The following is a 13714-nucleotide window of genomic DNA, read 5'->3' as shown; positions in this document are numbered from 1 at the left end:
AACACCTTGCGAACACCGCAGCCGGAGCGGACCCCAGCCGAGCGTCAGCGCCGCAGCAGTCCCGCGGGATACCGCGGCAGCGGGCCGAGCACTTCGGGAACGCGCCGCAGCGCCGCCTCCAGCCCGTCGCACAGTGCTGCCACGCGGCCGGCGTCCGCCCGGCTCGCACGGCGCACCACGTCGTCGCGCGTGCGCACGTCGTCGAACTGAACGAAACGGCTGCGCCCCGGCGTGACCGCGGCCTCGTAGTCGCGGAACTTGAAGTCGCCCCCGATGAGGGCGGGCTCGCGCGTCGTCCAGACCGCCCGGATGCCGTACGCGTCCGCCGTGACCAGCCCGTGCAGCGACGTGGTCAGCACGGCCCCCGCCGAGGCGATCTCCCGCACCACGGGCGGCGCCGCGCGGTGCAGGTCGACCGCGCGCACACCGTCCCGCCGGGCCAGCGCGAGCAGGTCCTCATCGCCGCGATGGTGCCCGTGCGCGACGAGCGCGACCTGTCCATCGGATCCGGGCCGCCTCAGGTGCCGCCCCACCAGCAGTCCCGGATCCCCGTAAGCGACGGCCCCGGCACCGATACGCTCCGCGGTGAGCGGCCCGCGCACCGCGAGCACCGTGGCCTCGGGCAGCAGGCGCTCGGCGTCGTCGATCGCACCCGTGCCCCAGATCGCGCCGTCGAAGTCGGCGGGAAGGAACTGGATGAGGCTGCCGACGCCGACCAGCCGCGCCCGGTCGGGCTCGCGATGCAGCGGCACGAGGCCGTACCGCGGCAGCAGCAACGGGGTCAGCGCGTCGCCGAAGTTCGGATGGCCGTCCCACCAGAACGCGGGGACGACCACGCCGCGGGTGCCGACCGCGGGCGCAGCCTGCACCGCTCGGCGCGCCTGTCGCAGGCGTCGCCGCAGCGCGCCCTCGTACCGCCACGTCCCGGTCGTCACGGGCCCTCCGCAGACGTGTAGACCTGCAGGTACCGCTCGGCCACGCGTTCCCAGGTGAACTCGCCCACGCGGTCGGCGCCCGCGGCCGCGAGCTTCGACCGTAACGCCGGATCCGCCAGCACGCGCGAGATCGCCGCGGCCAGCGCGTCCACGTCCTCCGGATCGACGAGGATGCCGTCCTCCCCGTCGCGGACGAACTCGCCGGCGCCGCCGCGGTTCGTCATCACGAGCGCGGTCGATGCCCGCCAGGCCTCGAGCGCCGCGATGCCGAACGCCTCGGAGCGGCTCGGCACCACGAGCGCCCGGGATCCGGCCAGCACGGTCGCGACCTGCGCGGGCGAGCACCAGCCGAGGAAGTCGACGACATCTTCCAGGCCGTGCGCCGAGACCTGTTCCTGCAGCGCTGCACGCTCGGGACCGTCGCCCGCGATCACGAGCCGCGCATCCGCCCGCGTCGGAACGGGCTGCGCGGGTTCCGTCGCGGCGGACCGCCCGGGCTGCTCCGGCATCGTCGAAGTCGACCCTGCCGTCGTCGCGGAGCCCGGATCGCTCTGCGCCCGCAGGCGAGCGAGCGCCTCGAGCAGAAGGTCGAATCCTTTCATCCGGCCCAGCCGCCCGACGGCGGCGAGATAGGGGCCGTGCGGGAGCCTGCCGCGGATCCCGTCGTCCTGCGCCACGTCGAGCGCGACGCCGTTCGGCACGACCACGCCGCCGACCAGCCCGAACCGAGCGCGCAGGTCGCGCAGCACGTACTCCGAGGGCGCGGTGACCGCCGCGGCTCGGGCGAGCGCGTCGCGCAGCCCCCGCCGCAGCAACGCCGACTGGGCGAACACGTTGTCGTCGTCGCCCGTGGTCTCGCCGTGGGAGGTGATGATCAGCGGGGTGCCGAACCGGCGATGCAGGGCGAGGGCGTACAGCCCGTTCGGGCCGAAGCAGTGCACGTGCAGCGCGTCGGGGCGGAATCGCCGATGCGCGCGCGCCCACTGCGACCAGGCGCCGGGGGCGCGTCGGGCGAATCGTGCGAGCGAGCTCGCGTGCCGGGCCGGCAGCGGCGTCGGCAGATAGCGCACGGCGAAGGCGTCCGCCTGCTCGGCGTCCGCCCGCCCGCCACGGTCGACGGCCCACACCTCGACCTCGACGCCCCGGGCGATCAGAGCCCGGGCGACCTCGGCGACGTGCGTCTCGACGCCGCCGACGTGCGGCGCGTACGACGAGGTGATGAGTGCGACGCGCCGCGTGGTCACGACCGCCCGCGCTGGCGGCGCGGGCCGCCGGTGGCGTCGTCGGCGATGAAGTCGCCGAGCAGGGAGTCGAAGTCGCTGACCTCCGGATCCGCGGATTCCTCCTGGTCCGTCGAGTCCTCGGCGGGGTTCGCGGTCGCCGAGGCGGCGCGTGCTGCCGACCGCGCGGACGAGGCCGCCCGGCGCGGTTTCGCGGCAGGTGCCGCCGGCGTCTCGGTCTCGTCCGGCGCAGCCTCTGCCGCGGGCTGCTCCGGCTCCAGGTTCGCCGGAACGATCGGCATCGGCAGGGCGACCGGCGCGGACGTGGCGCCCGTGCGCTTCGGCCCGGCCGGAGCGGCCTCCTCCGCCTTCGCGCCACCCGACTTCGCTCCACCGGATTTGGCTCCGCCCGGCTTCGGCGCGGATTCGATCTTCTCCCGGTAGTCGTAGGCGTAGCCTGCCTGCCGTCCGGTCACGGGCACGCGGTTCATCACCACGCCGAGCACGCGACCTCGCGCCTTCTCGAGCGTGTTGAGCGCCTTGTCCACCACCTCGTACGTGGTCTTGCCCGCCGCCACGACGATGAGGGCGCCGTCGGCCTGATTCGTCAGCACGGCGCCGTCGGTCACGGCGAGCACCGGGGGTGCGTCGATGATGACCGTCGCGTGCTTCGTGAGGTCCTTCACGAGCTGGTGCATGCGCTCGGATCCGAGCACCTCGCTCGGGTTCGGCGGGATGGTGCCGGCGGTCAGCACCGCCAGGTTGGGGATGTCGGGCGCGGTCTGCGCCACATCGGTGAGCTTCGCCCTGCCGGCGAGCACATCGGTGAGCCCGGCGCCGGCGACCAGGCCGAGCGTCGATGCGACCGTGGGGCGGCGCAGATCGCCGTCCACGAGCACCACGTTCGTGCCGGCCGCCGCCAGGGTCATCGCGAGATTCGCCGCGACCGTGGACTTGCCCTCCCCGGGCAGCGCGCTCGTCACCACGATCGTGCGCGGCGGGTGGTCCACGTCCATGAACTGCAGATTGGTCCGCAGCGCGCGCAACGACTCCCGCACGGCGAAGTCGGTGCGCGAATCGGCCGGCGCCTCGCCCTCGGCGACGATCCGGCGTTCGGCGGCCACCGCGTCGACCTTCGGGATGGTGCCGACGACCGGCACCCCCAGGCGCTGCTCCACGTCGTCCGTGCTGCGCACCCGGCGGTCCGAGATGGCACGGATCATCGCGAATGCGATCCCTCCGCCGAGCCCCAGCAGGCCGCCGACCAGCAGCGCCGTGGGCACGCTCGGGAAGATCGGCGCCTCCGGCAGGGCCGCCGTCTGGGCGACGTAGATCATGACCGGCGAGGTGTCCGGCTTGCCATCGATGCCGTCAGTGGCGTCGATCACCGAGATGAGCCCCTGCATCCAGGCGTCCGCGAGCTGCTGCGCGGCCTTCGGCGACGATGCCGTGGCCGCGATGTTGATGATGTTCGTGCTCTCGGGGTTCGTCACCGTGATGCGCTTCACGAGCGCCTCCGGGGTGTCGGAGAGGTTGAGCGCGGCCGCCGCGTTCACGCCGACGTTGCGCCAGCCCGCCATCACCAGGTAGGTCGGCACCTTGGCGCGCCCGTAGGTATCACCCGACTGCGCGAGCTGCTGCTCCGGGTCGGTCGGCGTGGTCCTGCTCTTCACCAGCCCGCTCACTGAGGCCTCGTACACCGGGGTCTGGATCTTGACCCACCCGTAGGCCGCACCGAGGCCGACCGCGGTCATCAGGATGATGGCGATCCAGTTGCGCCGCAGCGCCCGCAGATAGTCCCGGATGTCCATGTCAGCCCTTCGGGGTGGATGAGTAAGCACGATCATACAAACGGGCGCCGATCGGCTCCCTGGCGCGGGCCCGTCGTTCGGCCGCCCGCCGTTCCGCCGGACTCTGACGTGCATCCTTCGGCGGTGCCCAGTACTGCCCCTCGCCCTTCGAGACCGCGAGCGCCTGGGCTCCCAGGCAGATCCCCGCGACCAGGAACGGGACCGAGACCTGGGCGGCGACCCAGAACAGGTCGAACTGCGCCGCAGTGATGCGCAGCACGACCGCGCCGAGGGCGACGGCGCCGTAGCGGGGCGACATCCGCCACAGCACGACGACGAACCCGATCCACATGATCACGAAGCCGAGCAGACCGACCACCCCTGCCGAGGCGGCGACCTCGAGCTCGGCCTGCGGCGGCTGGAAGTGCGCCCACGGATGCACGTACCAGTAGCGCAGGCCGTGCCCGAAGATCGGCGAGAGCTTCCACAGCGCGTACACCTCGCGGATCCAGTCCAGCCGTGCGTAGGCGGAGTTGAACTGGTTGCCCGACGCGAACTGCTCGATCACGCTCTGCACGATGAGCAGCACGGCGGGGATGGCGAGCAGGGTGAGGAAGACGGCATGCCCGGCCGCGCCCCGGCGGATGATGAGGATGAAGAGCGCGGCGAGCAGTCCGGCGACGGCCTGCCGCGACTGCGTGAGCAGCAGCGCCGCACCGAAGACGAACACGAGCGCGACGGTCCAACGGCGGGCGAGCCCGAGCCAGTCCGGTCTCGCGTAGGCCAGGAAGACCCCGAGCGCGAGAGCCCCGCCTGCCGCGTTCTTGTGCATCGGCCACGGCCACACCGGATAGACGGCATCGATCGGATGCCCCTGCACGACGTTGATCCCGGCCGTGACGTAGGTGCCGGCGGCGATCAGCACCAGCATGCCCAGCAGCAGGATCACCGACAGGCGCGCATATCCGGCCCGGCCCAGCCCCCAGCCCAGCACGAGCGCCCCGGAGACCAGCAGCCACGCGTGGAACCACTCCACCGTGTTCTGCGGGAACGGGTTCACGATCACGGTGAAGACCGTGCTGAACTGGTAGATCGCGTTCAGCCACAGCATCGCGCGCATCGGCGGGCTGAAGTTCCGGCTGCCCAGAAGCACGACGGTGCCGAATCCGGCCGCGATCGCCGCATCCGACACCGTCAGATCCGCCCCGCCGACCGCGAGCCGCTCCGTGACGAAGGCGACCGGCGCCGCCATCAGCGCGATGGCCAGTGGCGTCGACCAGGTGAGCACGGCGCCGACGACGAGCGCCGCGAGTGCGGCGGCGGTGAGCACGGAACCGGTGGTGGCATGCTCCAGCAGCAGGTAGGCCGCGATCGCCACGCCGACGGCGATGACCACCCAGCGCCAGGTCGCGGCCCAGGCTCCGGGGAGGGCGTCACGAAGGCGCGATACGACCTTCGCGCCTGTCCCCATGACCCGCACCTCCGTAGCCGCCCATTATCCCACGCGGACCCTTCGGGCCATCGGGCGAGGACGTCGCCGACGACCGTCACGGAGAGCATCCCACCGAATGCGACATCCGTCATCCGATTCGCGTCGTATCCTGCGGATCCTCGAGAACGTCCGTGATGATCCCAGCCCGCACTCGTCTCCTCATCGGGTGGTCCGCAACCGACGGGGGATCGTTGCGGCTCCCGACCACCCGGCACCGCGTCCCCGGTGCGCGATGCGGCCGGTGCCCTCCGGCCCGGCCGCATCGCCTTCGTCCGCGGGCCGCCGAGCCCGAACGCCCGCGCCAGCCCGTTGTGCTGAGCGAGGGCACGCACAAGGCCGCCTCACCGCGAAACTCCCCCGTGCATTCCCGTCCCCGCAGCCCTAAGGTGAGCACAGCCGGGGAACTCCCCTCCTCGGCGTTCTAGCCGGTGCAGTCCACTGCGAAGAAGCGAAGAGCTGGGGTTCTCCTCGCTTCGATGGACCGCGGCTCGGACTGCACCGGCGCCCCAAGCCCCGCCCATGGCATCCGCTGCGCACCCCTAGTCGTGCAGCAGCCCGCCCTGTCGCACACCCAGCGACTCCACCAGCTCCCGCATCCGCGCCTCGCCTGCGACCGGCGAGAACTCGGCGAACCACCGTTCGAACAGCGGCCCCCGGTGCGGGGAGATCGCCCCCGTCACCACGTCGGCGATGCGGTCGGCGAGCGCGGCGGCATCCCCGGCGGGCACGACCTGTGCGGCGCCGCCGACCACCTCGGGCAGCGCGCCCGCGTCGCTCACGATCAACGGCACCCTGGCCGCCATCGCCTCGGCCGCCACGAGCCCGAACGACTCGGCGATCACCGACGGCACCACGAGAAGGTCGATCGTGTCGAAGAAGTCGGCGGCGTCGACCCAGCCTGCGCGATGCGTGAGTCGTGCGACCGCGCCGAGCGCATCCTCCATCACCACGAGGTCCTCCTCGTGCACCGCTTCCGGCTCCCCGGCGAGCACCAGCCGGAAGCGGCCCGGCATGCGGTCCTCGAGCAGGCCGACGGCATCGGCGAGCACATGCACGCCCTTGTCCAGCCCGAGCTGCCCGAGGAAGCCGATGCGGATCCGTCCCGACGCGTCCGGATCCGGCTTCGCCCGGCGGATCCGATCCGTCCAGTTCGGCAGCACGAGCGCGCCGGGCACGGCCTCCAGCATGGCTCGCGACGGCACGAGGGTCGTGACGGCGCCGCGACGGGCGAGCGGCGACAGGATCCAGCGGATGCCGGTCGGCTCCTGATGCAGGTGCACCAGCCGCCCGGCACGACGCACGGTGGCCAGCGAGGGCACCAGGCCGTTGCACCAGAGCAGACCGTCGGGCCGCTCGCGGTCCCACCGGCGCAGCGCCCACATCCACAGGGCGCGGTTACTGGCGGCGAGTCCGATCACCGGCAGCCTCCTGCGCACCGTCTCGTCCAGCAGAGGCGACGGCGCGGGCACCACGACGGTGACGTCGACACCCAGCTCGCGCATCGTCTCGGCCATGCGCAGCAGCATGGTCGCTCCCCCGCCGAGGTCGCCGCTGTTCGCGGCGAGGAAGACCCGCTCGAAGCGGGCCGGACTCCGGTGCACCGCCCAGCTCGCGCCTTCGGCGAGCGCCCAGGTCTCCGCCGGCTCGAGCAGCGGCAGCAGCGCCACACGCCCGCGCTCCTCGGTCCGCTCGTCGACCCCCGGTGTTCCGACCGTGCGAAGCGGTCGTGCAGCGTCAGTCATCAGTGCCTCCCCAAGTGGCACAGAAGATGCCTCCCACAGGCACCGCAGCCTCGGGTGGGCTGCACCCCGCACGATACGTCAGAACACGGGCGTCCGGAAGCGTCTTCAGCAAAGCCGCAGACGACGCGATCACGAGGCGACGGCGGCGGGAGCCCATCGCGTCATCGCGTCCTGGACCCCTGTCGTTTTGGGGGATCCGGATCCATGCCGTAAGCTTTCTCTTTGGTGTGCGATCACTGCTGGTCGCACCCGCGAACGTGAGCCCTCCACTGGCGTGTTCCTCTCCCCTCAGGGAGGGAACCACCCCGGAGTGGGATTCACGAACCTCTCCGTTCGATCAAGAAAGCAGCACTATTGTGACGCGCACTTACACCCCCAAGGCCGGGCAGGTCCAGCGTGACTGGGTCGTCATCGACGCCACCGACGTCGTTCTCGGTCGCCTCGCCTCGCACGCCGCCGCGCTCCTGCGCGGCAAGCACAAGGCCACCTTCGCCAACCACATCGACTCGGGTGACTTCGTCATCATCGTGAACGCCGACAAGGTCGCGCTCACCGGTCAGAAGCTCCAGAAGAAGATCGCCTACCGCCACTCGGGCTACCCGGGCGGGCTCAAGGCCGTCGCCTACTCCGAGCTGCTCGAGAAGAACCCGGTCCGCGCTGTGGAGAAGGCCATCCGTGGCATGCTCCCCAAGAACAGCCTCGGCCGCCAGCAGCTGGCGAAGCTCAAGGTCTACACCGGCTCCGAGCACCCGCACGCCGCTCAGCAGCCCAAGACGTACACCCTCGACCAGGTCGCCCAGTAAGCGCCGTTACGAACAAGGACATACTCGTGGCTGACATCGAAACCACCGAATTCCCGCAGAACTTCTCGACGGAGACCCCTGAGGCCGCCGCCGTCGAGACCGCTCCGCGTCCCGTTCTCAACGTCCCCGGCGCTGCCGTGGGCCGTCGCAAGCAGGCCATCGCCCGCGTGCGCCTCGTCCCGGGCGCCGGCACCATCACGGTGAACGGCCGCACCATCGAGGACTACTTCCCGAACAAGCTGCACCAGCAGCTGATCAACGACCCGTTCACGGTGCTGAACCTCGCGGGCTCGTACGACGTGATCGCCCGCATCTCCGGCGGTGGCCCCTCGGGCCAGGCCGGCGCCCTGCGCCTGGGCATCGCTCGTGCGCTGAACGAGATCGACGCCGAGAACAACCGCCCGACCCTGAAGAAGGCCGGCTTCCTCTCGCGCGACGCTCGCGTCAAGGAGCGCAAGAAGGCCGGTCTCAAGAAGGCCCGCAAGGCGCCTCAGTACTCGAAGCGCTAAACCGCACAGTCCTCTATGGCTCTGTTCGGTACGGACGGGGTGCGGGGGCTGGCCAACGGCCCCCTCACCGCCGATATCGCGCTCACCCTGGCCCAGGCGACAGCTGTCGTCCTGGGCCAGGGCCGTATTGCCGAGGCTCGCAAGGCCGCCGGCAAGCGTCTCACCGCCGTGGTCGCCCGTGACCCGCGGATCTCGGGACACTTCCTCAGCGCCGCCGTCGAGGCGGGTCTCGCCTCCTCCGGGGTCGATGTGCTCGACGCGGGCACGCTGCCGACCCCGGCCGCGGCGTTCCTCATCGCCGACATCGACGCCGACTTCGGCGTGATGATCTCGGCGTCGCACAACCCGGCGCCCGACAACGGCATCAAGATCTTCGCCCGTGGCGGAGTGAAGCTGCCCGACCTCGTCGAGCAGCGCATCGAAGAGGCGATGGCCGGCGAGAAGCTGCGCCCCACGGGCGCCGACGTCGGCCGCGTGCGCCGCTTCTCCGACGCCGAGGACCGTTATGTGATGCACCTGCTGGCCTCGCTGCCGCACCGGCTCGACGGCCTCCACGTCGTGCTGGACTGCGCGCACGGCGCAGCGTCCGGCGCCTCCCCCGAGGCGTTCCGCAACGCAGGCGCCCGGGTGACCGTGATCGGTGCGGATCCTGACGGGATCAACATCAACGACGGCGTCGGATCCACGCATCTCGACAAGCTCGCCGCCGAGGTCATCCGCGTCGGCGCCGATGTCGGCATCGCGCACGACGGCGACGCGGACCGCTGCCTCGCGGTCGACGCCGACGGCAACATCGTGGACGGCGACCAGATCATGGCGATCCTCGCGGTTGCGATGAAGGACCGCGGGCGCCTGGCCGAGAACACCCTCGTCGCCACCGTGATGAGCAACCTGGGCCTGCACGTCGCGATGCGCGAGCACGGCATCACCGTGCGCCAGACCGCGGTCGGCGACCGCTACGTGCTCGAGGACATGAACGCCGGCGGCTACTCGCTGGGCGGTGAGCAGTCCGGCCACGTCATCATGAGCGACTTCGCCACGACCGGCGACGGCGTGCTCACCGGTCTGCACCTGGTCGCCGAGATGGCGCGCCAGAAGAAGTCGCTGGCCGAGCTCGCCGCGGTCATGACCGTGTACCCGCAGAAGCTCGTCAACGTCAAGGGCGTCGACCGCACCAGGACCGACGACGAGCACGTGCAGAAGGCGGTGCAGGCGGTGGAGGCCGAACTCGGCGAGACCGGCCGCGTGCTGCTGCGCCCCTCGGGCACCGAGCAGCTCGTGCGCGTGATGGTGGAGGCCGCCGACGAGACCTCCGCCCACGAGTACGCGCACCAGCTCGCCGAGGTCGTGCGCGAGCGACTCGCGCTCTGACATCCGCACCATCCGGAACGGCCGCACAGGATTCCTGTGCGGCCGTTCTGTCACAATGGACGTTCTGCCGCGTTGAGGATCCTGGGGGTGAAGGCGTGAGCGATTCCCCGCCGACCGCGGCCCCGTTCTGGCATCGGCTGACCACCTGGGCTCTCATCTACGGAGCCGTCGTCGCCATCATCGTGTTCTCGCCGTATCCGTTCCTCTCGGTGTTCGATCCGCTGATCCAGAGGATCGGAGCGGTGGTCCCGGGGCTCACGCTCGTCCGCGCCGAGTTCATCGCGAACATCGCGATGTTCGTGCCGTTCGGCATCTTCCTGGCCGTGTTCCTCCCTCGCCGCCGATACCTCGTGCTTCCCATCGGCTTCGTCACCACCGTCACCATCGAGACCGTGCAGGGCCTGTTCCTGATGTCCCGCAGCGATTCCGTGCTCGACATCCTGTCGAACACCGCCGGCGCCGCCATCGGTCTCCTCATCGTCGAGCTCGTCGACGCGTCCCGGCGCCGATCCCGCAGATTCGCGCGGACGGACGGCGACTGAGCAGGCTTCCGATATTCCGCGGTCTGGATTCTGGGCCGACTCCGGGTTAGCATGAAGCCACGTTCGCATCCTTTGGGAGGATGCGGGCGGCGGCTCCACGGCTGTTCGACCCGAAAGATCAGCCTCGAGTCGGTGAGCGACGTCGGCCGTGGGAAGCCGATGCTCTGGGGAGGATGGCGAGTGCCATCCGCCGTTGTGGGAACGGTTCTGGGGAGTTCTGGGGAGTGTTTGAAAAAGTCGATCTTGTAGCGACGTCTCATACCGTCGCGCAGTGGCGTCACGCGTACGCCACACGTCTCGCCATCACGGACACGGTCGTCGTGTTCGCATCCGTGATGATCGCGCAGGTCGTGAGATTCGGATTCGGTGACTCGCACGTCGTCGGACTGAATCTCCTCGACACCGAGCTCGGATACTCGATGTTCTCGATCGGGCTCGCCCTCGCCTGGCTGCTGTCGTTGCGGCTGACCGGATCACGCAATCCGAAGCTCGTCGGCGGCGGAACGCTGGAGTACAAGCGCGTCATGGACGCCAGCGTGCGTCTGTTCGGCGTACTGGCGATCCTCGCGTTCGGGTTCCAGCTGCAGATCGCGCGCGGCTACGTGCTGGTCGCGTTCCCGATCGGGCTGGGGCTGCTGTTCCTGGGCCGGTGGCAATGGCGCCGCTGGCTTCTGAGGCAGCGCACCGCCGGCCGGTATGCGCATCATGCGGTGCTGCTCGGGGAGCGCGAGAAGTCGCGGCACGTCGGGGCATCGATCCTGCGCGAGCCGGGTCTGGGCGTGCGGCTGCTGGGGGCCGTCACCGAGAACGGCAGCGATCAGGACCTGCTCCCCGACGTGCCCGTGATCGGCGGGTTCGACCGCGCGATCGAGGCGATCCGCGCGTCGGGCGCCGACACCGTCGTCTACAGCGGATCCGATCGGATCAGCCCCGAGGCGCTGCAGGAGCTCGGCTGGGAGCTCGAGGAGGCGAAGATCGAGCTGCTGGTCGCCCCCGCTCTCACGGGCGTCGCGGGCCCGCGCCTGCACTCGAACCCGACGCCCGGCTTGCCGCTCATCCAGGTCGACTATCCGACGTTCGAGGGCATGAAGTACGTGGCCAAGCGCACGCTCGACATCGCCGCGTCCATCGTCGCGCTGATCGTGCTGAGCCCGCTGTTCGCGATCATCGCGCTGCTCGTGCGTCAGGACGGCGGCAGCGCGCTGTTCCGGCAGCAGCGCATCGGCGTCGACGGCCGGCGCTTCGAGATGCTGAAGTTCCGCACCATGGTCGTCGACGCGGAGGACCGGCTGCCGACGTTGCTGGACCACACCGACGGCAATGGCGTGCTCTTCAAGATGCGGCACGATCCCCGAGTGACTCCCGTGGGGCGCCTGCTGCGCCGGCACAGCCTCGATGAGCTTCCGCAGCTGGTCAACGTGCTGCGCGGCAACATGTCGCTCGTCGGACCCCGCCCGCCGCTCGCGAGCGAGGTCGAGCACTACGACTACCGCATGCAGCGCCGCTTCCTGGTGCGCCCGGGCCTCACCGGCCTCTGGCAGGTGAACGGCCGTTCCGACCTCTCCTGGGACGACAGCGTGCGACTCGACCTGTTCTACGTCGAGAACTGGTCCCTGACGGGCGACCTGATCATCCTGTGGCGGACGCTGCGGGTGGTGTCGACCGGCGTCGGCGCCTACTGAAGGCCGAGGCGCGCGACGTGTCGGGGCTGATCGTCACCGAGTGGATCGAGCGGTCCGGCGGGGCGGAGCGGGTCCTGGACGCCATGGGCGAGGTCTTCCCCGATTCGGAGATCTTCTGCCTGTGGAACGATGCGCCCGAACGGTTCGCGAAGGGACGCGTCGCCGAGTCGTGGCTGTCGCGGACGCCGTTCCGCAAGCACAAGGCGGCGTCGCTCCCCCTGCTCGACGCGACATGGCGGCGCGCACCGGTGCGTAGCGACCACGAATGGGTGCTCGCGAGTTCCTACGTGTTCGCCCACCACGTGCGGGTTCCTGATCCGTCGGTGCCGAAGTTCGTCTACGCGCACAGCCCGGCACGCTATCTCTGGGATCCGGAATCCGACGATCGCGGCCGGCATGCGCTCGTGCGCGCCGCCTCGCCCACGTTCCGCGGCATCGATCGCCACCGGGCGCAGGAGGCCACGACGATCGCGGCGAACAGCCGATTCGTCCGAGACAGGATCGCCCGGGCATGGCAGCGCGATGCCACCGTGATCCACCCGCCCGTCGCGGTCGAGGCGATCGGCGAGCACCAGGACTGGCGCACTCAGGTCCTCGATGCCGAGGAGCGACGCATCCTCGAACGGCTGCCGGAGACCTTCATCATGGGTGCGTCGCGGTTCACCCCCTACAAGGCGCTGGATTTGGTGATCGCGGCTGCCGACCGTGTCGGGTTGCCCGTCGTCATCGCCGGCCGGGGGCCCGACGAGATGCGCCTCCGCGCGCGTGCGGCGGAGGCCGGGGTCCCCGTCGAGTTCGTCATCGCACCCTCGGACGCCCTGATGTACGCGTTGATGCAGCTGAGCGCCGTGTTCGTCTTCCCGCCCATCGAGGACTTCGGGATCGTCCCGGTCGAAGCGCAGGCGGCGGGAACCCCTGTGGTCACCGGACCGATCGGCGGCCAGATCGAGACGATCGTCCCCGGCGTATCGGGGGTGATCGCAGAGTCCACTGATCCGGGCGATCTGGCCGTCGGCATCGAGGACGCACTGCGTCTGGCCCCGTTCGACTCCCGGATCCTGAGTGAGCGGTTCGGGGCGGACCGCTTCGCCCGTGAGCTGCAGGAGTTCGTCCAGGTCTGAGCGCGCCGGGCCCCCTATCCTGCTGATCGTGCCCTCCGCCCCACCGCCGCCGACCGCCAGCCGGCCCCGACCGCGCGCCGTGACGCGACGCATCGCCCTCGTCGCGCGGATCCTGCTCGTGCCGTACGCGATCGCCGTGCTGTTGGTCACCTGGCTGCCCGCGGAGGACGCCGGAAAGGTGACCGGCATCGTCGCTGTCCTTGCACGCCTTGTCGCGGCATCGGGCATCCCGTTCGCGTCCGCCTACGCCGTGCTCGAGTTCGCGGCGAACATCGCCCTATTCGTGCCGCTGGGGGTGCTGCTGGCCGCGGGCTGGCGGCGGATGCATGCCGGGGTCGTCATCGCCGTGGGGTGCGCCGCCAGCACCGTCATCGAACTCGTGCAGCTGGCCCTCCCGAGCCGCTACTCGACGCTCTCCGACGTGATCGCCAACACGCTCGGCACGGCCGTCGGCCTGGTGATCGCGCGGGCGTTCTCCCGGCGACGGAGGGCCGACGAAGCCTGACG

Annotated in this window: 12 protein-coding genes; 7 read left to right on the top strand and 5 right to left on the bottom strand. The window is 70.7% G+C overall.

Annotated elements, in window-relative coordinates:
• Positions 1-44: 44 nt before the first annotated feature.
• The 5 genes from ACFWCK_RS16420 to ACFWCK_RS16400 form a co-directional block, all read right to left on the bottom strand.
• On the bottom strand, positions 45-935 hold the full coding sequence (locus ACFWCK_RS16420) for a polysaccharide pyruvyl transferase family protein (RefSeq protein WP_378806858.1): 891 nt from the start codon (positions 933-935) through the stop codon (positions 45-47).
• Positions 932-2179, bottom strand: a complete 1248-nt coding sequence (locus ACFWCK_RS16415; RefSeq protein WP_378806857.1) for a glycosyltransferase family 4 protein — start codon at positions 2177-2179, stop codon at positions 932-934. The genes ACFWCK_RS16420 and ACFWCK_RS16415 overlap by 4 nt, the downstream gene beginning before the upstream one ends.
• A complete protein-coding gene (locus ACFWCK_RS16410) occupies positions 2176-3966 on the bottom strand; it encodes a polysaccharide biosynthesis tyrosine autokinase (protein WP_378806856.1) in 1791 nt (596 codons plus the stop codon). The genes ACFWCK_RS16415 and ACFWCK_RS16410 overlap by 4 nt, the downstream gene beginning before the upstream one ends.
• Before the next feature lies 1 nt (position 3967).
• Positions 3968-5416, bottom strand: coding sequence for an O-antigen ligase family protein (locus ACFWCK_RS16405; protein WP_378806855.1), 1449 nt, complete (start codon positions 5414-5416; stop codon positions 3968-3970).
• A gap of 560 nt (positions 5417-5976) precedes the next feature.
• On the bottom strand, positions 5977-7179 hold the full coding sequence (locus tag ACFWCK_RS16400) for a glycosyltransferase (protein ID WP_378806854.1): 1203 nt from the start codon (positions 7177-7179) through the stop codon (positions 5977-5979).
• Positions 7180-7535: 356 nt separating this feature from the next.
• Here ACFWCK_RS16400 and rplM point away from each other — a divergent pair, with 356 nt between their 5' ends.
• The 7 genes from rplM to ACFWCK_RS16365 all read left to right on the top strand — a co-directional run bounded on the left by rplM (position 7536) and on the right by ACFWCK_RS16365 (position 13712).
• Positions 7536-7982, top strand: coding sequence for a 50S ribosomal protein L13 (rplM, locus tag ACFWCK_RS16395; protein WP_091742431.1), 447 nt, complete (start codon positions 7536-7538; stop codon positions 7980-7982).
• Positions 7983-8008: 26 nt separating this feature from the next.
• A complete protein-coding gene (rpsI, locus tag ACFWCK_RS16390) occupies positions 8009-8491 on the top strand; it encodes a 30S ribosomal protein S9 (protein WP_233312318.1) in 483 nt (160 codons plus the stop codon).
• 15 nt (positions 8492-8506) lie between these two features.
• A complete protein-coding gene (gene glmM, locus ACFWCK_RS16385) occupies positions 8507-9862 on the top strand; it encodes a phosphoglucosamine mutase (RefSeq protein ID WP_233312319.1) in 1356 nt (451 codons plus the stop codon).
• 95 nt (positions 9863-9957) lie between these two features.
• Complete coding sequence (locus ACFWCK_RS16380) at positions 9958-10404, top strand: VanZ family protein (protein WP_233312320.1); 447 nt, start codon at positions 9958-9960, stop codon at positions 10402-10404.
• Positions 10405-10628: 224 nt separating this feature from the next.
• Positions 10629-12086, top strand: coding sequence for a sugar transferase (locus ACFWCK_RS16375; protein WP_233312321.1), 1458 nt, complete (start codon positions 10629-10631; stop codon positions 12084-12086).
• 17 nt (positions 12087-12103) lie between these two features.
• Positions 12104-13207 carry a glycosyltransferase gene (locus ACFWCK_RS16370; RefSeq protein ID WP_233312322.1) on the top strand — a complete coding sequence of 368 codons (1104 nt, stop codon included), beginning with the start codon at positions 12104-12106 and terminating at the stop codon, positions 13205-13207.
• Positions 13208-13235: 28 nt separating this feature from the next.
• Positions 13236-13712 (top strand): VanZ family protein, encoded by a 477-nt coding sequence (locus tag ACFWCK_RS16365; protein WP_378806852.1) that lies wholly within the window; start codon positions 13236-13238, stop codon positions 13710-13712.
• Positions 13713-13714 lie beyond the last annotated feature (2 nt).

The sequence above is a fragment of the Microbacterium sp. NPDC060117 genome, from assembly GCF_042729315.1.
In the GTDB taxonomy this organism is placed as follows: Bacteria; Actinomycetota; Actinomycetes; order Actinomycetales; family Microbacteriaceae; genus Microbacterium.
The sequence above is the reverse complement of the archived record's forward strand: the minus strand, read 5'-3'. Positions and strand labels throughout refer to the sequence as shown.